29 protein-coding genes are annotated in these 19,850 nt (G+C 40.7%); 19 read left to right on the top strand and 10 right to left on the bottom strand.

The genetic code is table 11. The features are described 5' to 3' along the window. The first annotated feature begins 4 nt into the window (after nt 1-4). The 4 genes from NPA43_RS09685 to ypmT all read left to right on the top strand — a co-directional run bounded on the left by NPA43_RS09685 (nt 5) and on the right by ypmT (nt 2,341). Nucleotides 5-595, top strand: a complete 591-nt coding sequence (locus NPA43_RS09685) for an SCO family protein (protein WP_099728732.1) — start codon at nt 5-7, stop codon at nt 593-595. 69 nt (nt 596-664) lie between these two features. Then, nucleotides 665-1,426, top strand: a complete 762-nt coding sequence (locus NPA43_RS09680) for an SGNH/GDSL hydrolase family protein (RefSeq protein ID WP_230030300.1) — start codon at nt 665-667, stop codon at nt 1,424-1,426. A 9-nt stretch (nt 1,427-1,435) separates the two neighbouring features. Next, entirely contained in the window at nt 1,436-2,002 is a 567-nt protein-coding gene (locus tag NPA43_RS09675) for a YpmS family protein (protein WP_099728708.1), read from the top strand. 141 nt (nt 2,003-2,143) lie between these two features. After that, nucleotides 2,144-2,341, top strand: coding sequence for a protein YpmT (gene ypmT / locus NPA43_RS09670; RefSeq protein WP_099728709.1), 198 nt, complete (start codon nt 2,144-2,146; stop codon nt 2,339-2,341). A gap of 224 nt (nt 2,342-2,565) precedes the next feature. Here the strand turns inward: ypmT and NPA43_RS09665 are convergent, their stop codons facing one another. The 3 genes from NPA43_RS09665 to NPA43_RS09655 all read right to left on the bottom strand — a co-directional run bounded on the left by NPA43_RS09665 (nt 2,566) and on the right by NPA43_RS09655 (nt 4,099). Next, a complete protein-coding gene (locus NPA43_RS09665; protein ID WP_099728711.1) occupies nt 2,566-3,234 on the bottom strand; it encodes a DUF4397 domain-containing protein in 669 nt (222 codons plus the stop codon). Nucleotides 3,235-3,353: 119 nt separating this feature from the next. After that, nucleotides 3,354-3,614, bottom strand: a complete 261-nt coding sequence (locus tag NPA43_RS09660) for a DNA alkylation repair protein (protein ID WP_099728712.1) — start codon at nt 3,612-3,614, stop codon at nt 3,354-3,356. A 53-nt stretch (nt 3,615-3,667) separates the two neighbouring features. Then, a complete protein-coding gene (locus NPA43_RS09655) occupies nt 3,668-4,099 on the bottom strand; it encodes a MarR family transcriptional regulator (protein WP_099728713.1) in 432 nt (143 codons plus the stop codon). 137 nt (nt 4,100-4,236) lie between these two features. Between NPA43_RS09655 and msrA the strand changes: the two genes are divergently transcribed. Further along, on the top strand, nt 4,237-4,770 hold the full coding sequence (gene msrA / locus NPA43_RS09650; protein ID WP_249705126.1) for a peptide-methionine (S)-S-oxide reductase MsrA: 534 nt from the start codon (nt 4,237-4,239) through the stop codon (nt 4,768-4,770). Beyond that, complete coding sequence (gene msrB, locus NPA43_RS09645) at nt 4,770-5,201, top strand: peptide-methionine (R)-S-oxide reductase MsrB (protein ID WP_099728715.1); 432 nt, start codon at nt 4,770-4,772, stop codon at nt 5,199-5,201. The genes msrA and msrB overlap by 1 nt, the downstream gene beginning before the upstream one ends. Before the next feature lie 51 nt (nt 5,202-5,252). Here msrB and NPA43_RS09640 read toward each other — a convergent pair whose 3' ends face one another. Then, nucleotides 5,253-6,281, bottom strand: a complete 1,029-nt coding sequence (locus NPA43_RS09640) for an SDR family NAD(P)-dependent oxidoreductase (RefSeq protein WP_099728716.1) — start codon at nt 6,279-6,281, stop codon at nt 5,253-5,255. A gap of 270 nt (nt 6,282-6,551) precedes the next feature. Between NPA43_RS09640 and NPA43_RS09635 the strand changes: the two genes are divergently transcribed. Then, the gene (locus tag NPA43_RS09635) at nt 6,552-7,274 is read left to right on the top strand and encodes an acylneuraminate cytidylyltransferase family protein (protein WP_249705125.1); all 723 of its coding nucleotides are present in this window, start codon (nt 6,552-6,554) and stop codon (nt 7,272-7,274) included. Between the two features lie 226 nt (nt 7,275-7,500). Here the strand turns inward: NPA43_RS09635 and NPA43_RS09630 are convergent, their stop codons facing one another. From NPA43_RS09630 to NPA43_RS09620, 3 genes are all read right to left on the bottom strand, one after another. Further along, nucleotides 7,501-8,463 carry a CgeB family protein gene (locus NPA43_RS09630; protein WP_099728718.1) on the bottom strand — a complete coding sequence of 321 codons (963 nt, stop codon included), beginning with the start codon at nt 8,461-8,463 and terminating at the stop codon, nt 7,501-7,503. 15 nt (nt 8,464-8,478) lie between these two features. Continuing rightward, nucleotides 8,479-8,895: a hypothetical protein gene (locus tag NPA43_RS09625; protein WP_099728719.1), complete on the bottom strand. Its 417-nt coding sequence runs from the start codon at nt 8,893-8,895 to the stop codon at nt 8,479-8,481. Between the two features lie 395 nt (nt 8,896-9,290). Continuing rightward, nucleotides 9,291-9,422 carry a hypothetical protein gene (locus NPA43_RS09620; RefSeq protein ID WP_256498706.1) on the bottom strand — a complete coding sequence of 44 codons (132 nt, stop codon included), beginning with the start codon at nt 9,420-9,422 and terminating at the stop codon, nt 9,291-9,293. 83 nt (nt 9,423-9,505) lie between these two features. Here NPA43_RS09620 and NPA43_RS09615 point away from each other — a divergent pair, with 83 nt between their 5' ends. From NPA43_RS09615 to NPA43_RS09590, 6 genes are all read left to right on the top strand, one after another. After that, a complete protein-coding gene (locus NPA43_RS09615) occupies nt 9,506-9,640 on the top strand; it encodes a hypothetical protein (protein ID WP_256498705.1) in 135 nt (44 codons plus the stop codon). Beyond that, nucleotides 9,601-10,977 (top strand): sigma-54 interaction domain-containing protein, encoded by a 1,377-nt coding sequence (locus tag NPA43_RS09610; protein ID WP_099728720.1) that lies wholly within the window; start codon nt 9,601-9,603, stop codon nt 10,975-10,977. The genes NPA43_RS09615 and NPA43_RS09610 overlap by 40 nt, the downstream gene beginning before the upstream one ends. A 118-nt stretch (nt 10,978-11,095) precedes the next feature. Then, nucleotides 11,096-12,496 carry a lysine 2,3-aminomutase gene (ablA, locus tag NPA43_RS09605; RefSeq protein WP_099728721.1) on the top strand — a complete coding sequence of 467 codons (1,401 nt, stop codon included), beginning with the start codon at nt 11,096-11,098 and terminating at the stop codon, nt 12,494-12,496. Nucleotides 12,497-12,498: 2 nt separating this feature from the next. After that, nucleotides 12,499-12,780, top strand: a complete 282-nt coding sequence (locus tag NPA43_RS09600) for a YokU family protein (protein ID WP_099728722.1) — start codon at nt 12,499-12,501, stop codon at nt 12,778-12,780. Between the two features lie 79 nt (nt 12,781-12,859). Beyond that, entirely contained in the window at nt 12,860-13,084 is a 225-nt protein-coding gene (locus NPA43_RS09595) for a YozE family protein (protein WP_099728723.1), read from the top strand. A gap of 149 nt (nt 13,085-13,233) precedes the next feature. After that, a complete protein-coding gene (locus NPA43_RS09590) occupies nt 13,234-13,914 on the top strand; it encodes a hypothetical protein (RefSeq protein ID WP_099728724.1) in 681 nt (226 codons plus the stop codon). Here the strand turns inward: NPA43_RS09590 and NPA43_RS09585 are convergent. Next, a complete protein-coding gene (locus NPA43_RS09585; RefSeq protein WP_256498704.1) occupies nt 13,911-14,045 on the bottom strand; it encodes a hypothetical protein in 135 nt (44 codons plus the stop codon). The genes NPA43_RS09590 and NPA43_RS09585 overlap by 4 nt on opposite strands. A gap of 119 nt (nt 14,046-14,164) precedes the next feature. On the opposite strand from NPA43_RS09585, the gene NPA43_RS09580 reads away from it, so the two are divergent. The 5 genes from NPA43_RS09580 to NPA43_RS09560 all read left to right on the top strand — a co-directional run bounded on the left by NPA43_RS09580 (nt 14,165) and on the right by NPA43_RS09560 (nt 17,069). Then, nucleotides 14,165-14,335: a YozD family protein gene (locus NPA43_RS09580; protein WP_099728725.1), complete on the top strand. Its 171-nt coding sequence runs from the start codon at nt 14,165-14,167 to the stop codon at nt 14,333-14,335. A 46-nt stretch (nt 14,336-14,381) separates the two neighbouring features. Then, nucleotides 14,382-14,990, top strand: a complete 609-nt coding sequence (locus NPA43_RS09575; RefSeq protein WP_256498703.1) for a phosphatase PAP2 family protein — start codon at nt 14,382-14,384, stop codon at nt 14,988-14,990. Between the two features lie 54 nt (nt 14,991-15,044). Then, nucleotides 15,045-15,362, top strand: a complete 318-nt coding sequence (locus NPA43_RS09570) for a YodL domain-containing protein (RefSeq protein WP_099728727.1) — start codon at nt 15,045-15,047, stop codon at nt 15,360-15,362. A gap of 112 nt (nt 15,363-15,474) precedes the next feature. Next, nucleotides 15,475-16,170 (top strand): purine-nucleoside phosphorylase, encoded by a 696-nt coding sequence (deoD, locus tag NPA43_RS09565; RefSeq protein ID WP_034319185.1) that lies wholly within the window; start codon nt 15,475-15,477, stop codon nt 16,168-16,170. A gap of 68 nt (nt 16,171-16,238) precedes the next feature. Further along, entirely contained in the window at nt 16,239-17,069 is an 831-nt protein-coding gene (locus tag NPA43_RS09560; RefSeq protein ID WP_256498702.1) for a M15 family metallopeptidase, read from the top strand. A gap of 50 nt (nt 17,070-17,119) precedes the next feature. Here NPA43_RS09560 and NPA43_RS09555 read toward each other — a convergent pair whose 3' ends face one another. Together NPA43_RS09555 and NPA43_RS09550 are read right to left on the bottom strand one after the other, a co-directional pair. Then, nucleotides 17,120-17,371 (bottom strand): hypothetical protein, encoded by a 252-nt coding sequence (locus NPA43_RS09555; protein WP_099728729.1) that lies wholly within the window; start codon nt 17,369-17,371, stop codon nt 17,120-17,122. A gap of 92 nt (nt 17,372-17,463) precedes the next feature. Next, nucleotides 17,464-18,162: a class I SAM-dependent methyltransferase gene (locus NPA43_RS09550; RefSeq protein WP_099728730.1), complete on the bottom strand. Its 699-nt coding sequence runs from the start codon at nt 18,160-18,162 to the stop codon at nt 17,464-17,466. A 151-nt stretch (nt 18,163-18,313) separates the two neighbouring features. Between NPA43_RS09550 and NPA43_RS09545 the strand changes: the two genes are divergently transcribed. Beyond that, complete coding sequence (locus NPA43_RS09545; RefSeq protein WP_099728733.1) at nt 18,314-19,699, top strand: S41 family peptidase; 1,386 nt, start codon at nt 18,314-18,316, stop codon at nt 19,697-19,699. Nucleotides 19,700-19,850 lie beyond the last annotated feature (151 nt).

Raw genomic sequence — 19,850 nt, 5'->3', positions numbered from 1 at the left:
TATCATGTATAGAAAAAGGGGAGCCTTGCTTGGTGCGCTTATGATGATAAGCGTGCTTCTTTTAGTATCGTGTTCAAATGGACAAATCAAGGATGCGTTAAATTATCAAATACAGCCGTTTGAGTATCAAAACCAAGAGGGTCAAAAGGTGTCACTGGATGATTTGAAGGGGAAAGTATGGATTGCAGATTTTATTTTCACAAGCTGTGAAACGATCTGTCCGCCTATGACTGCTCATATGACAGAGCTGCAAAAACGGTTAAAAGAAGAAAAATTGGATGCGCATATCATTTCCTTTAGTGTTGACCCAGAGGTGGACTCACCGAAAAAGCTAAAGGAATTTGCTAAAGCATATCCATTGTCCTTTAAAAATTGGGATTTCCTCACTGGTTACTCGCAGTCAGCGATTGAAAAATTCGCCATGAAGAGCTTTAAAACCATTGTGAAAAAACCTGAAGATGAAGACCAAGTCATTCATCAATCACTGTTTTTCCTAGTCGATCAAGAAGGGAAAGTGATGAAAAATTATGATGGCGTACAAAATACACCATATGATGAAATCATCAAGGACATCAAAACGCTTAACCGAAGCTAGCATAAGGATGTTCAAATGAGCGAAAACATGGTAAACTTTTTTAATCAGAAAAAGGAGGGACATCATCGTTTGAAAGCTCGTTTGATTTTGATTGTGATGTCTCTAGCTTTTGTTCTTTCTGCATGTTCTGCAAAAGAGGCTGGCATAAAGGATAAACTAGAAGACACACAAAACGTAAAAGAACATATTACCATCGCAGCGGTTGGAGATTCCTTAACAGAAGGAATCGGAGATCAAAATAAAAAGGGGTATGCAGGCATCACCCGCGACAAGATAGAAGCGGTGGACGGCGTGCAATCTGTTACATTAAAAAACTATGCTGTTAAAGGCAGTAGAACGGTAGATTTATTAAAGAGATTAAAAGAGAAAAAGGTGCAAGATGGGCTGAAAGACGCTGATTATATTTTCTTTACGATCGGAGGAAATGACTTAATGCATGTCGTCCGTCAAAATGTACTCAATTTGACTTTTGCTCCTTTTCAAAAAGAGCAAGGTCCTTTTGAGGAGCGCTTTAAAACCATTCTTGCTCAACTGAGAGAACATAATGACCACGCGAAGATCATGTATGTAAGTATGTATAATCCCTTTAAGTTCAGTCTGACTGAGCTGAGAGATATCGATGAAGTTGTCAAAGACTGGAACGCGGTCGCTAAAAAAGAACTGAAAAAAGACGGCAATGCTGACATGATCAATGTGGCAGATTTATTTGAAGAAGATTCTGATGAAAAATTACTGGCAGATGATGATTTCCACCCAAACCAAAAGGGGTACTCTCTTATGGCAAATCGTTTATTCTCAGAAGTGAAAAAAGAAGGACTGCCGAAGGAATAGGGTGAACATATGAAAAAATGGAAAAGCTTATTTTTTATTTTACTTGCCATCAATCTATTGATTGTTGTTGCGTGCGGCATTTTGATGCTGCTGCCAGGCGGTCAATCCGCTTCAGAAAAAGAAGCGAAAAGCGAGTATTCTTTTAACATTTCTAGCTCAAAAGAATCGCTGACCAGCTTTGTAAATGATTATTTGAAAAATCAAGGATCAAGCGATATGCCTGACTTTCATGTTGCGATTGATCAAGATGTGAAAGTAACAGGCGCGATTAAAGCCTTCTCTTCAACCATTGATGCAAACGTGTCATTTACACCAACTGTTGAAGATAATGGTGATGTCCTGCTGAAAGTGGATGACTTTTCAATTGGACAATTGAGCATTCCGATCAGTTTTGTTTTAAGCTACATGGGTCAGTTTTATGAACTGCCAGAATTCGTTCATGTGAAACCAGACCAAAAAACGGTTGAAGTGCGCCTTTCAGAAATGCCACTGACGAATGATATGTATGTCAAAGCGAACAAAATTGATCTTGAGAACGATGAAATCGAATTCTCATATTACCATCCAAAACAATAGAACGTTGAAGTGCGCCTTTCAGAAATGCCACTGACGAATGATATGTATGTCAAAGCGAACAAAATTGATCTTGAGAACGATGAAATCGAATTCTCATATTACCATCCAAAACAATAGAACGTGCAAGTCAGGAGTGAAATCATGAAGCGAATCTATCAATATTTTAGTTTACTGTCGCTTTTATTTGCTGCGTACTTTGGCATTACGGCTGCCACTGATTTAAAAGCAGAAAATATCGATCAGTTTTACTTAAATATTGCCTATTGTGCATTATTTTTAGGCATCATGATTCTTGCTTTTGATTTTCAAAAGCAAGAAAAAGCTGAAGATGTCTCGTAAGGAGCCTATTCCATTTGGAAAGGCTCTCAGATTGTTGACAAAGGGCTAAAATGACCTTATTTTAGCCCTTTGTCTTCTTTTCAGCGTGGTATGAAAACCCTTGAAGTCTAGGAAGGCCGAGTACTGGAGCGAATTTGAGATTCGTGAGCACCAGCACACAGGACTGACACAGAATGCGGGTTTGTCTACACGCTCGGAGCCTTTTCCATCTGGAAAGGCTCTTTTTATATTTGGCGAGACAAGGCCACCTTCGCCATGAGCTCTGGCTCTCCGTTTGCAAAACCATGAAGCAAAATGAGGTATGCGTGCTTTGTTTGCAGGTGAACTTTTGGGATATCAAGCAGTACACTTTGAGTACCGGAAGCTTTCAGTTCAAAATGATACTTATTCGGAGAGAAATGATGAGTTTGGGTGCCGCTCACATAACCAAGCTCCTTTGATAACATTCCTTGATCACGTTCATATATATCAATGGAAGGGAGGTCTGGAGACAGCTGGACAAATGTAAGTGCTGATAGGTCATCTTGCTTGATAAGAGAATCTTGGCGCTCTGTTAGCAATGCAAAGCCTGTTCGAGCCCCTGTGATACACAGTGTGTAAGTCTCGTCTCCCTGGAGCATCTTGCGAGAATAAAGAACCCTTTCTTTTGTAGCCAGCTTGAATACTTCTATCTCATAAACACCCTCATCCCACTCCATATAAGCTGTCAGCTGGCCATACGGCATCGTTCTCACGATCTGCTGCCGATTCACAAATACAGCGAGCTCACTTAGATCTGGTGCAGCGTGAAATAGTCGAATAACGGCTTTTTGAGAAGTATGTCTCTGATGGTATTGGTAGACGGTAGCTGACGGACGATATGGAAAGTCATTCATATCACAGAGCTGCTGCATATTATCATTCCTTCTTTCTCATACGATGGTGTTTTTTGTAGCGTATGCACGAAAGGGACGATCTGTATAGGCAAAAGAAACATAGAAAAAAGCCTGACGTTTTCCGTCAGACCTGCATGTTAAGAAGGAGAAGAATATTGATGATATTCAGCTAGCTTAATGAATGTTTTTTCATCCTCAATTAAACCGCAAACGCCGCACTGGACTTTGAGTTGAGGTCCTTGATAGCTCATGTGAAAAGGAGAAAGCTGATCTCCTTTGTATGTTTCGACAACTGCTCCAGTCGCCGGATCAAGCTTCACAGGTTCTGAAAGCTGCTCAATCAGATTAAAGCGCGTTCTGTTGGTTTTACAGTTTGGACAAAGATAAGGGCTTGTCATAGTTCATCCACCTCTTTTTATCCGTAGCATGTCCTAAGCGCTAAAATCTATGCTTAATCCTTTTGGCTTTTATCCAGCTTTTTGAATAATTTGATCATCGTTTTGAGTTCTTCATCATCAAATGATTCAAATCGTTCCATAAAGTATTCTGTTTTCTTTTTTTCAAAATGCTCAGTAATTTCCTTACCCTTATCGGTTAAGTGGATTTTGATGATGCGGCGATCCTCTTTTGAGCGGATACGAGTGATCCAGCCTTTTTCTACAAGTGTGTCGGTCACTGCTGTAATATGGCTTGCTGACACCCCAAGAATCGAAGCGAATTCCGTTACTTTTTTTGCGCCTTGCTCACGGAGTAGATTTAAAATGAGAAATTCATTTCGAGATAATTCGTTATCGAGCAGGCTGTTAATTTCATAACGTATCTGCTTAAATACGGTTCTCAGTAAAGTATCCATTTCATACATCATTTGTTTTCTTTGTTCCAATCATTAAACCCCCATTATATGTTAAGATACGATAGAAAGCTTTCGTTCATTTTAGGTATACAAGTCGTATCATTTTCATTATTTTTTATCATGTTATAATATGATGATACCATTTTTTAAATGAAGGGGGCACTAATATGTCTGAAAAACAAGAATTAGCCACATTTGCTGGAGGCTGTTTCTGGTGTATGGTTAAACCTTTTGATGAACAGCCAGGCATTATCAAAGTTGAATCAGGGTATACTGGCGGACATACAGTGAATCCGACCTATGAGGAAGTATGTACAAATACAACGGGACATAGAGAAGCGGTTCAAATCACATTTAATCCTGACGTTTTCCCGTATGAGAAACTATTAGAACTGTATTGGCAGCAAATAGACCCAACAGATGATGGAGGGCAATTTGGTGATAGAGGAGAGTCCTACCGTACAGGTATTTATGTTCATAATGAGGAGCAGCGAAAGCTTGCAGAAGCTTCGAAAGAGCAGCTGAGTCAAAGCGGAATTTTCCAAAAGCCAATCGTCACAGAAATTTTAGAGGCTGGTCCTTTTTATCCCGCAGAGGAATATCATCAGCACTATTATAAAAAGAACAAAATGCACTACGAACGATATCATGTCGGTTCGGGTAGAGCGGGTTTTATTCAATCCCATTGGAGTGATAAATAATGGCAAATGAAAAAGAGCAGCGCATCAAAGAATTAAACCGGATGCAGTACGAGGTCACGCAAAATAATGGCACTGAGCCGCCATTTCAAAATGAATTTTGGGACCACAAAGAAGAGGGCATTTATGTGGATATCATTTCAGGCAAGCCATTGTTTTCTTCTTTCGATAAGTTTGATGCCCATTGCGGCTGGCCAAGTTTTACAAAACCGATTGAAGGCGAGGAAGTAGCGGAGAAGGTTGATACGAGTCATGGTATGGTTCGGACAGAGGTTCGCAGCAAAACAGCTGATTCTCATCTTGGTCATGTCTTTCCTGATGGACCAGGGCCAAACGGTCTTCGATATTGCATTAACTCAGCCGCTTTGAAGTTTATCCCAAAGGATGATCTTGAAAAAGAAGGCTACGGTCATTTGGCACATCTATTTGAATAATTCATTTAAAAATCGTCACATGGAAAGCATCTGCTTCCGTGTGACGATTTTTTATTTTTTATGATGCGTGTGATGTAATTGTTCGATGATATGGAATAGCTTCGCTTTTGTAATGAGCGGTGCTTCATTTGACGTGTAATTGGTCAAATCGACTTTTTGGAAGGCAGGGTGCAGATGTGGTCTCGGTAAGATCGCATAAAATTGTTCATGTTCAAACAGTGCATCTGCCTCGTGCGGGAATGTGAGCTCCTCGTGAAGTTTTTCTCCGGGTCTTTTCCCGATAACGAGAATATCTGGAGATGCGACGTTGATTTGACTGGCATATTCATGAAACGCCTTTAATAGATCAGCAAGCTGTAATGATTCCATCTTGAGAATGAACGTTTCGCCGCCTTTCATCATGATCGCTGCTTCAAGTGTGAGGGATACAGCCTCTTCAATGGACATAAAAAAACGTGTCATATTAGGGTCTGTCACGGTCAAAGGCTTCTCATTTAACAGCTGCTGGAGCATGATCGGAATGACGGAACCCCTTGATCCAAGCACATTGCCAAAGCGTACAGAGCAAAACATCGTTTTTTGATTCGGAATACTTTCGTTTGCTTGGAAAAATAGTTTTTCTGAAATCAATTTTGTTGCACCCATGGCATTTGTCGGAGCGACGGCTTTGTCTGTTGAAATGTTAACCACATGACTGACTTCATGTTCGATCGCTGCTTCAATAACATGCTGCCCGCCGATGATATTGGTTTGAACGGCTTCAAATGGATTATCTTCACAAGAGGGTACTTGTTTTAAGGCTGCTGCATGAAAGATGATATCAACCCCTTTGACGAGCTGTCTCACGCGGCTTGCATCCCGCACATCTCCAAGTGCAAATACGACCTCTGGATATTCTGCATACTCATTTTTCATCATGTATTGTTTGCTGTCATCTTTGCTAAATACAATGACCTTCTTTGGAGAGCATGCTGTTAACTTTTTCACGATTTGCCGGCCGATCGAACCAGTACCGCCTGTGACTAAAATCGTTTTGTCACGAAAAAAGGTCTTCATACTTGTTTCTATCTGTTTGGACATATCCAATCCCCCAACTCTTATTTCTCTACTTTGCATCATATGTGAAAGAGCGGCAGACGTTTGAGGAAAAAAACCACTTCATGCATAAATTAGGTGAACAAATTATAACTTTTCATTTGGCTTCTTAATAGAATATGGAGAGATCAAAGAAAAAGTAGAAAGAACGAGAGAAAAACACTTCAATACTGCCAACAGCTTCATGGTGGGTGAAAAAGTAAAGGAAGTTTTTTCGCTCGATATTGAGCTGGGCGTGAGGGGAGAAGAACATACATGTATAGGGGAAAACGTATTTTAGCTTTGATACCAGCTTTTCATAGGCAGCAAGATCATCATGATGAATATATTCGTCTATTGGCGGAGCGACCGCTTATTTATTGGACCATTCAGCCGCTCCTCCAAATGGTTGAGTTAGATGAAATTATCGTCTCTTCACATGATGTGAATACTCAAATTATTTCGTCCCACTACGGAGCAAATGTCATTGAGCTTCCAAGCACACATGTGACTGAACAAACGCCTTCATTACTAGCTGTGAAGCATGCGCTTGCTTATTTAGAGCGGGAAGGGAAGACGTTTGATATTGTCCTGTATCTGCATCCAGCATCTCCACTGAGAGAGCCGATTGATATTGAGAAATGCCTGGAGCTTCTTGTAGAAGGAAGTTATGATTGTACCGCTTCTTTTACAGAGGCGCTAGAAAACCCAAACGAAACATGGACACTGCATGACAACAATGAAGCGACGTTGTATAAGGACAATCATCATTTTTTTATTTCAAAGCAAGAACATCCTTATACGTATGGTCGTCTAAATGGCGCTGTATATGCTTTTCATGCTCATTATGCAAAAGAATGCATACACTCATTTTTAGAAGGGTCTGTTGGGGCATACATCATGGATCGCACACATTCGCATGTTTTCAAAACTGAGGCAGATAGGACAGAGGTAGAGAAAGTATTATTGGCACGACGAGATACGGAAGGGACAGTATAAAACTGATATAAAAAAGGAAAAGCGCCCTGTTATAGGGCGCTCCAGCGTGTAGACAAACCCTCGCATTCTTTGTCAGTCCAAGTGCCGGTGCTCACGAATCTTAAACTCGCTACGCGCCGGTACTCGTCTTCCCAAGACTTCAAAGGTTTCCGATCACGCTGAAAAGAAGACAAAGGGCTAAAATAAAGATCATTTTAGCCCTTTGTCAACAATTTAAAGCGCCCGGTTATAGGGTGCTCTTTACCATTTCACACAGCCTATATGGCAGCGTGTCAAATGTATTCCAAGAAACGACTTGTTCGTAATTTTTAAGAGATATCGCCTTTCTTTTCTCATCATTTGATACATAATATTCGACTTTCTCAATCAAGTCGTCTTCATGAGTGTAAAAGGCAAAGCTTGAAAAAGCACCTGGAGGATTTATATTCGTCAATTGAAAACTTCCACTTGCTGCGATATCAAATGCTCTGTTGTTCAAACTTATATTTTCAATCATTGCTTTGTTTCGGTTATAAGCAAATTGAGCAGGCCTGTGTGGATTAAGGATAATGGCTGACTGCTCATACATTTTGGCCATTTGCTGAGGGTTCAGCCAATTGGTCACGAGTGTCAGATCACGATATAGTCTGCGAGATTTATTTAAGTGACGGTGCCATTCCTTCCCTGCAACGAGAATACGCCATTTGTGCTGTTGCAATAGTGCACGGATCGATTTGATGCGATTTGGATAAGGATAACCGATCAATGCAATATCATAGAGGAACGAATCTGCTGGCGGCATTTTTTTCTGAAATACACGTGTATTTGTCGGAATGGGAAAGTAGTGTGCGTGATGAACACCTAATTGTTTATAAAAAGGCAGTGTGCCTTCGTCAATTGTCAAAATCATGTGTGCATCATGTGCACAGCTGGCTGACACATCTGTATAAAAAGGGTCTTCTGTCATCCATAGGACCACTGGTATCTGTTCTTGTTTGAATTGCTGAAGCACTTCTTTTGGAACACGATCACCGATCATCATGAAAACAAAATCCGGAGAAAATGTCCGGATTTTGTGCATGTGCGTCAGTAGAGATTCTCTTTCCATCTTTAAACATGAAAAGGGTGAATCGATGAAGCTTTCTACTATCCATTGATCGAAAGTTTGATAGATCCCTCCGTAGCCAGAGCTGATATAAAGTAGCTTCATGATAACCCTCTCACATTATGATGGGATGGTAACACTTTCAATTTTATCTACATCTATTAGAGTGATTCCAGATCCGTTAGGTGTAACAGCAGATTCCTGTGTCACAAAAACGATACCAGTTGAAGCATCGAATGTTACAAATGTAACGGGTCCAATGACGTCTCCAGAATCAGTTACAATAGTAATAACCGTTCCTGGTGTAAGTGTTGAGAAAATCCATCTTGCTCCTTGAAGTGAAGTGGGTGTTCCAGCAGAGGTTGAAACTGAAGCTGAAGCTGATAATGATCCAAGAGCTACTTCACTTAATAGATTATTTAATTGATTTGCCATTTCGGTTCCTCCTTCGTCAATATTGACTGTTAACGCGTCGCTAAGCGGTCTGAAGAATAGGTTCAATAGTTGTCTTCTTAACTCGGTACGACTGTCACTCATTTGCTCCCCATCCTTTCTTTTTTATTTAAACTCACCACTATGTATATGCCATTCACTTTTTTTGGTATAAGCAGAATGCTCAATCATTCGTTTTTTTCATGTAATCATCTTGCATTTTTTAAAGTTTTCAAATGCTTAGGCTAAATAAAATGAATTTCACATTCTAGTAAAGATTACATGAAAAGAGAGGTAATTTAGAATGGGATTAAACAATTATTAAATGGTCGGAATGTGGGAGGCATTGTCACGTAACCACTTAATTAGTGGAATGTATTCCAAAGAGTGATGGTCGGGAAGTGTTTGACACAGTGCGGTTTTTAAGCATGCAAAAAATCAGCTAAGAGTGAGCGTTCCTTACAGATACCTTTTGCCAGATTGTCCCTGAGGTAGTGAAGTTATTTGCGCTTTACTATCAGCCAATCAAGCTGCATTCTTCTCGATTTGCATTTTTTCAAGAAGTAAAAGCCAATTGTACCGCTGTATATGGAAATCGCTGCAAGAATTCGATATGTCTCTTTATCAAACATCAGGTCGGAAGCACTCCTCATAAAAGGGGGGCTTTTTTTGCAATAGACGAAAAAAGCAGGAAATCGAAAGGAAAAAGCGAAACGTGAAAAGGACAGGGAAACCATATGAACACGAACAAGCCGCTGAAAATTGGGCGATAGATGCCGATTTTCCGGCACTGAAAGTGAGGGGGAAAGAATGGGGAAGGTTGTCGAAAGAGCGGATTGGTTTGAATTAATTTTAGAAGCCATCGATGAAGCCATTCACGTTGTAGATGATCAAGGGGTCACGATCTTTTATAATCACAATGCCGCTAAATTTGACTGTTTACAAAAAGAAGAGGTGATTGGCAAGTACATCCTTGATGTGTACCCATCGTTAACTGAAAAAACAAGTACACTCATGCATGTCCTCAGAACGGGGAAGCCCATTTATCATTCTTTACAAACGTATTTGAATAAAAATGGAGAAAAAATTGAAACGGTCAACACCACATTGCCCATTATTGAAGATAACAAGTTAATAGGAGCAGTGGAAGTAGCAAAAGATGTATCAAAGCTGTCGGCACTTTCAAATCGTTTAGATCAAAAAAAACGAACGAATGGTGTTTCTGAGACAGACCAAATGCATGATTTTTCTTCATTTTTAACAAATGATCCGCTCTTAAAAGAGATGCTTGAGAAGGCAAAAAAAGCAGCTGCTTATCCTTCGTCTGTTGTCGTCTACGGGGAAACAGGGACAGGAAAAGAAGTGCTTGTACAAGCCATTGTCCATGAATCTGACCGAAAAAACCAGGTGTTCATTCCGCAAAACTGCGCAGCGCTTCCAGAATCATTACTTGAGAGTCTATTGTTTGGATCTGTCAAAGGGAGCTATACGGGCGCAATTGATCGCAAGGGGCTTTTTGAATTAGCAGATGGGGGCACGCTTTTTCTTGATGAGCTGCAAGCGATGCCGCTCACGCTGCAAACAAAATTATTACGTGTGTTAGAAGATGGCGTTGTGCGCCGCATCGGTGATGCAAAGGCCATTAAAGTGGATGTCAGAGTCATTACGGCACTCAATATAGATCCATTTGAAGCTGTTAAAAAGCAAATTTTAAGAGAAGACTTATTTTATAGACTGCATGTGTCATCTTTTCATATTCCACCGCTTCGAGCGAGAAAGCAAGATATCAAGCTGCTATCCCATCATTTCATTCAAACCTATCATCACCAGTTTTCTAAAAATGTCACCCGCCTTTCTGAAGAAACGGCACAATTGTTTATGGCGCACCACTGGCCAGGGAACGTCCGAGAATTAAAACATACCATTGAGCATGCTGTTTTGATGATGCCAAAGGAAGCGGAAGACATCACCCCGGCATATCTTCCTGCTCATTTACGGGCTCAGAAGAGAGAAAACGAATCTCAGCAGTCCTCATTAAAAAGTCAGGTTACTTCATTTGAACAAACATTGATTCAAGAAGCTTTAAGTAAGCATAACGGGAATATTAAACGAACCGCCGCAGCCTTAAAGATCCCTCGACAAACGCTGCAATACAAACTGAAGAAATATGCAGATGCCGAAATGTAGGCACTTCCAATCATAAAAATATGGTGAAAAAAGCTCCTTTTGTAAACAATAGGGGCATTTTCCCATGTTGGCACATAACTTGCATAGTATAAAGTGAATGCTGATAGGGGGAATGGATATGAATCAGAAACTGTATGAACCAACGCGTCATTGGAAGGACATTGAGCTTTGGAAAGATGTACCCGAGGAAAAGTGGAACGACTGGATTTGGCAGTTGACGCATACCGTTAAAACGCTTGATGATTTAGAAAAAATCGTGAACTTAACAGAAGAGGAAAAAGAAGGGGTGAAGATTTCCACCAAAACCATTCCACTCAACATTACACCCTACTATGCCTCACTGATGAATCCAGACGATCCAAGATGTCCGGTGCGCATGCAATCTGTGCCAATTGCAGAGGAGCTTCATAAAACAAAATATGACCTGGAAGACCCGCTTCATGAAGATGAGGATTCACCTGTCCCAGGTTTAACGCACCGGTACCCAGATCGTGTGCTGTTTCTTGTGACAAATCAGTGCTCCATGTACTGCCGCTATTGCACGAGAAGACGTTTTTCCGGACAGATCGGCATGGGCGTACCAAAAAAGCAACTAGATGCTGCAATTGGCTATATTAGAGAAACACCTGAGGTGCGGGATGTGTTAATTTCAGGCGGAGATGGGCTGTTAATCAATGATCAAGTGCTCGAATACATTTTGAAAAACTTACGAGACATTCCGCACGTTGAGATCATTCGTATTGGTACCCGCGCGCCGGTTGTCTTTCCGCAAAGAATTACAGATGAACTGTGTGAGATTTTGAAAAAATATCATCCGGTCTGGCTGAATACCCATTTCAATACAAGTATTGAAATCACAAAAGAAGCAAAGGAAGCGTGTGAACGTCTTGTGAATGCCGGTGTCCCTGTAGGCAATCAGGCCGTGATCCTAGCGGGTATTAATGACAGTGTTCCAATTATGAAGAAGCTGATGCACGATCTCGTGAAGATTCGCGTCAGACCTTATTATATTTATCAATGTGATTTATCTGAGGGCATTGGTCACTTTAGAACACCCGTCTCAAAAGGACTTGAAATCATTGAAGGCTTAAGAGGGCATACGAGCGGTTATGCAGTGCCAAGCTTTGTTGTAGATGCCCCAGGAGGCGGAGGAAAGATCGCCCTGCAGCCAAATTATTTATTATCGCAAAGCCCTGACAAAGTCGTCCTTCGTAACTTTGAAGGCGTCATCACATCGTACCCAGAGCCAGAGCATTACGTCGCAGGCCAGGGAGATGCGTATTTTAATGAAATTTATGAAGAAAAACAAGAACCGGCAATTGGCGTCACTGCTCTATTTCAAGATGAAGCAAGATCGTTTACGCCTGAAAATTTAAGCCGGATGAAACGAAGAGAAGCATATGAGACAAATCCTGAGCATGATACGCTCAAAAACAAACGTGAAAAACGGGATCAATTAAAAGAGAAGAAATATCAAGCGCAGCTCAAAAAAGAAGAAACTGTAAAGGAGGAGAAATAACCTTGCTGACATGTGATTGGTGTGAGGAAAACAAAGCAAACGCGGAGCAGACAACCGTCTATTGGGAGCTGATCACTGGCACACAATCCATTGAAATTATCGACACGCCGTCCATTTCTTGTATGCATTGCGGAATGACATATCAAAAGGATGAGACGGTAAAAGAGATAGAAGATCAATTAATTTTAGTGGACCAAACAAAACTTCCAGAAAAAATGTCATACGAAGAATTAATGAGCATGGAGCGGTTATTAAAGCGAAATTACTTTGATTTTTCATCATAAGTTGTACCTCCGCCTATACAAGTCAGCAAATTCCTGTATAATATAACAACAAAATAGAGTGTCGCGGAGGGAAAACCAGGTGAAGTCGTTTTACCATTATTTAATGAAGTACAGACATCCAAAACCGAAAGATGAAATCAGTCATTTTGCAAATGCTGCTTATGAAGATCACAGCTTTCCTAAAGCTTCCACTGATTATCATGAGCTGTGTGCCTATTTAGAATTGAATGGCGATTATTTAAACTCGATGACTACATTTGACGAAGCGTTTGAACAATACGAAGTAGAGGTCAAAAAAAAATAACACACATACAACCGCTTGTTCCGGATGGGAGAAGCGGTTTTTTGATGGAGAAATAAAATGGCGTTTTGCATGGTGTGGTTGCCCATGCAGAATTCCTTGCGCCGGCATACGATACGTTAAGACCAAAAGTCGGGCAAGGGGGAGACAGAATGAAGGCGAAAGCACCAAAATATCAAGTAGGGGATATTGTCGTCGTTGTCATGTACGGCACAGTCGGAACGATTACAAAAGTCCATCAAATTGACCAGCACTATTTATATGAGGTCAATCATAATGAGGTGCTTTATTTTGAAACATCACTGCAGCTTTACGATGAGTACGACGGAGTGATTGTGGATACAGAAAAGCTGGACATTGAATATGAGTTCCTCATTGGCGATGTTGTATATGTAAAAGATTACGGAAAAGAGCTATTTAAAATCATTGGTCATCGGACTGAAATTTGGCGCTACCTTGAAGATGGCTGGGAAGATGTGATTTACGAACTCACGAGGCTAAAGGACGGAGAGTGGCTGGAAACAGAGGAGGAAGACTTAACGCTTGTCCTAAGGAAATATGAGATGGACCAGTTTGTTCATCAGCTTCTTTTTGTGCATTACGTGGGAGAAACCTCAAAAGAAATAGAGGAAGATATGGTACAAACGGCTCTATTACAGTTGGGAGAGAAACAAGAAAGCGAAGCACCACTAGAATTCCTCGCTGTATCTATAGTGGATGAGCTTCTTGATATTTACAATGATTATAAAATTCTCTACGAATTTTTCCAAGATCCAGAATATAAGGATATGATGGATTTTATTTTGGAAAGTTTAAACGAGCATTTTGGTTAAAGAAAGACTTGTCCTAACACGAATAAAAAATAAGGTACACATAAAAATACAATCACATAAAACCATCCCCTCAAGATACGGCCCATCACCTGATCAAACGTTTCTCCATCTAATATGCTTAACCATTTCATTGCCTCAAGCCCCTTTTCTTTTTGTTTAATGCATTTATATGTATGGAATGAGCCATTATGACAAACTGTAATAAAAAACAGGCAGCGTTCATACATCATAAAAAAGGAGGCGGAAAGCAATGAAAGAAGCAGATTTGGTGATTGATACAGAGGAAATTGCGGAATTCTTCTACATGGAGCTGGTCAAAAGAGGGTACATACCGACTGAGCTAGAAACGTTTGAGCTGGCTGACATTACATTTGAATATATGCTGAGGAAAGCAATGATAGTTGAAGAAGAGGCGTGGTAGGCACTATACTTTGAAGAGATTCTGAGGAGGGAGGGGAATCTTTCGCGTGTATATCCTATTTCTTTTCATTTTATTTGGTGCCATCACTGCGCTCATGGTATCTGGTGTATTTCAGGAATTGGACAACCAGGTCATCCTATGGTTTGAGAATATCAGACTCCCTTTTATAAATGATGTCATGCTGGCTGTGACGGACTTTGGCATCAGCGCGCTGCTAGTTCCAATCATGCTCATCTTTAGTGTGGTACTCCTAGTGTATAAGCGCTACTACTCTATCATGCTGCTTTTTCTATTATATCTTACAGAAAAAACAATCAATCATGAACTAAAGGGGCTGTTTGCTAGAGAGCGTCCGGCCTTTGATCATCTTGTCAATGAAACCTATTACAGCTTTCCGAGTGGACATTCGATGAATGCAGCGACGATTTATCCTTTTATCGCATATCTATTAGTTGAGATGATTCCATGGCTGAAAGAAAAACAAAAAACCGTCTACCTGATCACAGGACTATGCGTGTTTTTGATTGGCATCAGCCGGATGTATATTGGTGTCCATTATTTGACAGATGTCACAGGAGGCTTTGCGATAGGACTAGCTTTATTTCTTCTATGTAAAAAGATTGACGAAAGATTGCCTGTCATTCGACAAAAATAGAAGAAGGAAATTGACAGATCCCAGCCAATTTTATATAAAAGGGGAGGGATTTGAATGCAATTGACGTTGAGATTTTTTCAAAAGAAACCTTCAGCATATCACTTAACCATTTATCAGACACCTGAATATGGTGCTGCAAGCGGGCATCAGCCTGTGTACCGGACAAAGATTGGCGGCAGAACACACCTTGATGTTCTGGAAAAAGCATTCTCGACATTTAATGTACATGATACAGTCCCTAATGATTACAATGCGCGGTTTATCACAACAGGGGATATCGTTGTGATTGATGATAGGAAAAAGGGGAAATGCTATTATCAGCTCTTTCCGGCAGGGTGGAAACGCAGTGAACGACTGATGACGATAAGTTAAATAGATGATCTAGGATACCAGCTTTCGATCCAGCTGGTATTTTCTTTTTAGGTCTCAATCGTTTATAATAAATAGGACAAAACACATGTTAAACGTAAGTGGAGGCTAAAAAATGAGTGTACATATTGGAGCAGAAAAAGGACAAATTGCAGAAACGGTATTGCTGCCAGGCGATCCGCTTCGTGCGAAATATATTGCAGATACATATTTAGAAGATGTTGAGTGCTATAACGAAGTGCGTGGAATGTATGGTTTTACTGGAACCTATAAAGGAAAGCGAGTTTCTGTACAAGGCACTGGAATGGGCGTACCATCTATTTCGATTTATGTGAATGAACTCATTCAAAGCTATGATGTTCAAAACTTAATCCGCGTTGGGTCTTGCGGAGCGATCAAAAAGGATGTCAATGTGCGTGATGTCATTTTAGCCCAGACATCTTCAACAGATTCACAAATGAACCGTGTGGCATTTGGACCGATTGATTACGCGCCTTGCGCTGATTTTGGTCTTCTCAAGAAAGCCTACGACACAGCAGAAGCAAAAAATGTAGCCGTTCGTGTCGGAAATGTATTTACAGCAGACCAATTTTACAATGAAAAACCACTTGAACTTATGGATCAATACGGTATCCTAGCGATTGAAATGGAGACAACAGCTCTTTATACGCTTGCTGCAAAATTTGGTAGAAAAGCGTTATCGATTCTGACAGTAAGTGATCATGTTCTGACAGGAGAAGAAACAACTGCTGAAGAGCGTCAAACGACTTTTGACGAAATGATCTTAATTGCACTAGACTCTGTTTTATAATAAAATAAAGGGTGTGCTACGATGTAGCGCATCTTTATTTTTTTAGTAGAGCAAAAGGAAGGTATGTCATGAAGAAAAGCTATAAAATACTCTCAATCGCATCAATTCTTGGTTTGACAGCGGCACTATCAGGCTGCCAGTTGCTGGATCAAAAAAGCGGTACATCTGAATCAAGCAAAACAAACGAACAAAAAAACACAGCAAGTTCAACATCCCAGCAAAACTCAAATGATACGGCAGATTCATCTGATCAAGAGCTGACGTTAAAGAGTGAACATTTCAATGACATCAAGGTTGTCAGTGGGCTGAAAACCATACAAAATCCTGAAAATGTGCTAGCATTAGTCAACAAAGAATACGCACTGCCAGGAACCTATAAACCTTCTGATCTCGTTGTACCAAAAGTAGAATTCTCTTTTTCAGAGGATATTGAAAAACGATATATTCGTAAAGAAGCAGCGGAAGCACTTGAGAAGTTATTCAAAGGCGCGAAAAAGGAAAACTTCGAACTGGCTGCTGTATCTGGCTATCGCTCCTACGACCGTCAAAAAGTCATTTTTGACAGTGAGGTCAAATTAAAAGGGAAAGACAAAGCCCAAGAAGCAGTAGCTTTACCAGGCGAAAGTGAACATCAAACAGGTCTCGCAATGGACATTTCCTCAAAGAGTGCCGGCTTTGAGATCTCTGAAAAGTTTGGTGAAACACCTGATGGCAAATGGGTTGCTAAAAACGCTTATCAATATGGCTTTATCATTCGTTATCCAAAAGGAAAAGAAGACATCACGAAATTTGAATATGAGCCGTGGCACCTGCGCTATGTTGGAAAAGAAGCAGCAAAAGCGATGCATGATCACGACTTAACATTTGAAGAGTACATGAACAAAGTGAAGAAAATCTAAACAAATAAAAGGCCTCCCAGCTGTTTGGGGGGCCTTCTTTTATTCTCCTTTTAAAAAAAGAACAATCCTGCTAGTGCGAAGCCGGTAATGAATCCGAGACCAATGCCATAAGCTGCACCCCAGCCATAATATCCTCCGTAATAACCAAAGCCAAATCCTTGGCGAGACCCACCGACTGGACGAATATAAACTTTGCGGTTTGTCACCCGCTCAATACGTCCAACATGCACTCTGCCATTACGATCGGTAATTCTAGCGACTTTCCCCATATGCTGCTGACAAAGCTTGTAGTAGCGCTCCATGTTTTTCCTCCTTATGACAAACTCTTTTCACTCTTATCCTATGCGAGAGACCTCATAGAGTTTGGACAAAACATATAGGAGTTTTGCTCATTTTATACTGTACATTCAAATAGAATGTGACTCAGATGTTCCCGGTGCGCTTGAATGAGGTCATAGTGTGTTTGCAGTGTATCGTAAAGAGAAGGCGGTATTTGTTCAGATAAATCCATTTCTGTAGGCTCCTCCTGCACCATGTGTTCATCGAATGAGAGAATCCGAATATCACGGAAGCCTGCCGCTATTAGCTGCTCTTTCCATTCTTCAAGCGAAAAGAGGGAGTGGAAGCCATAAAAATCTCGAACAACTGCCAGCTCTTCCGGTTTCAAAGGTGCTTTTAACATAGCTTCATTTGCGATCAATTGACTTCCAGGGGAAAGCACCCGTTTAATCTCAGCAAGCGCCGCAGGTAATTCGGTGAAACTTAAAACAGATTCACTGATCAGTAGAGAGAAAGCTGTATCTGGAAATGGAAGCTGTTCAATGGATGCTTGCAAGGCACGGATCGGCAGTTCCTCTCGCTCGAATCGAAGGTTGGCCTTTTCAATCATCAAAGGGTGCGTATCAATCGCCTCCACCTGATAACCTAAATTTCCTAAATACGCAGCCGTTTGTCCCGTACCGCATCCGGCATCCAGTATACGCGCATCCGGCGTCAGTTTTATATGCTCAATCATCGATTTCGTTAACTCAATTCCACCAGGATGGGCACCCGATACGCCAAAATAGGCAAGCATTTCTACATAATCACTCATGAAATCCCTTCTTTCCTTATCATATTCCTCTCTAAAGATTATGCAATGCAGAGTCAAGTGGCTTATCTTTTCAAATAGAAGTTTGATCCTTTGGTTGACGGATGGAGAATCGTCCTTGATAATAATGAAAGGAGATAAAGGTGGTGTTTTTTTGAAAAAACAATTCAAGTTCGTGATAGCCATTCTGGTGACAGCTGCACTTTCCTCAGCGATTACATTTGTGATCACAAAACAAGGTGCTGTCAGTGTCTCAGGAGATGAGAAGTTTAGTAAACTCATGGCTGCTTATACGAAAGTAAAAGATGAGTATTACGAAAAAACGGATGATCAAAAACTAGTAGATGGTGCGATTCAAGGAATGATTGCATCACTTGATGATCCATACTCTACATATATGGATCAGGAGGAAGCCGAAGGATTTAACAATACCATTTCTTCCTCATTTGAAGGAATCGGTGCACAAGTAGAAGAAAAGGATGGACAAATTTTAATTGTCGCGCCGATTAAAGGCTCTCCTGCTGAAAAAGCTGGTTTGAAACCTCATGATCGTATTTTAAAGGTGAATGGAAAAAGTACAAAAGGAATGTCGGTAAACAAAGCAGTCTCTCTCATCAGAGGCAAAAAAGGAACGGATGTCAAGCTGCATCTCAATCGGCAAGGTGTTGGCAATGTAGATGTGAACATCACAAGAGACACCATTCCGCTTGAAACGGTTTATGCAAAATTAACAAAAGATAAAATAGGAGAAATCCAAATTACGTCCTTTGCTGAAACAACATCTAAAGAGCTAGATAAAGCGATTGATGACCTCGAGAAAAAAGGGGCAAAAGGATTTGTCATCGACCTGAGAGATAATCCAGGCGGTATTATGACAGAAGCGATTGAAATGAGTAATGACTTTATCGATAAAGGAAAAGTCATTATGCAGGTTGAAGAAAAAGGGAAGAAACAAGTGTACAAGGCTGAAAAAGAACGCAAAGTCCATCAACCGGCAGTTGTCCTTGTAAACGGCGGCTCAGCCAGCGCTGCTGAAATCATGGCGGCTGCTCTGCACCAATCATCAGGCATTCAAATTGTTGGTGAAAAGACGTTCGGTAAAGGAACTGTTCAGAATGCGCAAAGCTATAATGATGGTTCTAGTGTCAAGTTAACCATTGCGAAGTGGCTGACACCGAACGGTTCTTGGATTCACAAAAAAGGAATTGAACCACAGGTGAAAGCATCTCTGCCAAGTTATGCGAAGCTGCCATATTTAAGCCCTAAAAAGACGTATCAGCTCAATGATAATGGTGATGAAGTCAAAGCGGCTCAAAAAATGTTCCAAGCACTTGGCTATAAAGCAAAAGCAAATGGTGAGTATGATCAAGCATTCCAGTCTATCGTGAAAAGCTTCCAAACAGATCATGATCTGAAGGCAGACGGTATTCTCACAGGGGATACAACGACGGTACTCATGACAAACATCCAAGATAAGCTAAAGAAAAATGATACGCAAATGAAAAAAGCACTTGAAGTCTTAAAAAAAGAAATGAAATAAAGAAAAAGCAGTCCTCATCAGGGGACTGCTTTTAGATTGTTGACAAAGGGCTAAAATGATGTTTATTTTAGCCTTTTGTCTTCTTTTCAGCGTGATAGAAAACCTTTGAAGTCTAGGAAGGACGAGCACTGGAGCGGAGCGAATTTGACAT

Source organism: Bacillus pumilus, assembly GCF_024498355.1.
GTDB lineage: Bacteria > Bacillota > Bacilli > Bacillales > Bacillaceae > Bacillus > Bacillus pumilus_P.
Note: the sequence above shows the minus strand (reverse complement) of the source record. Positions and strands in the feature narration are given on the sequence as shown.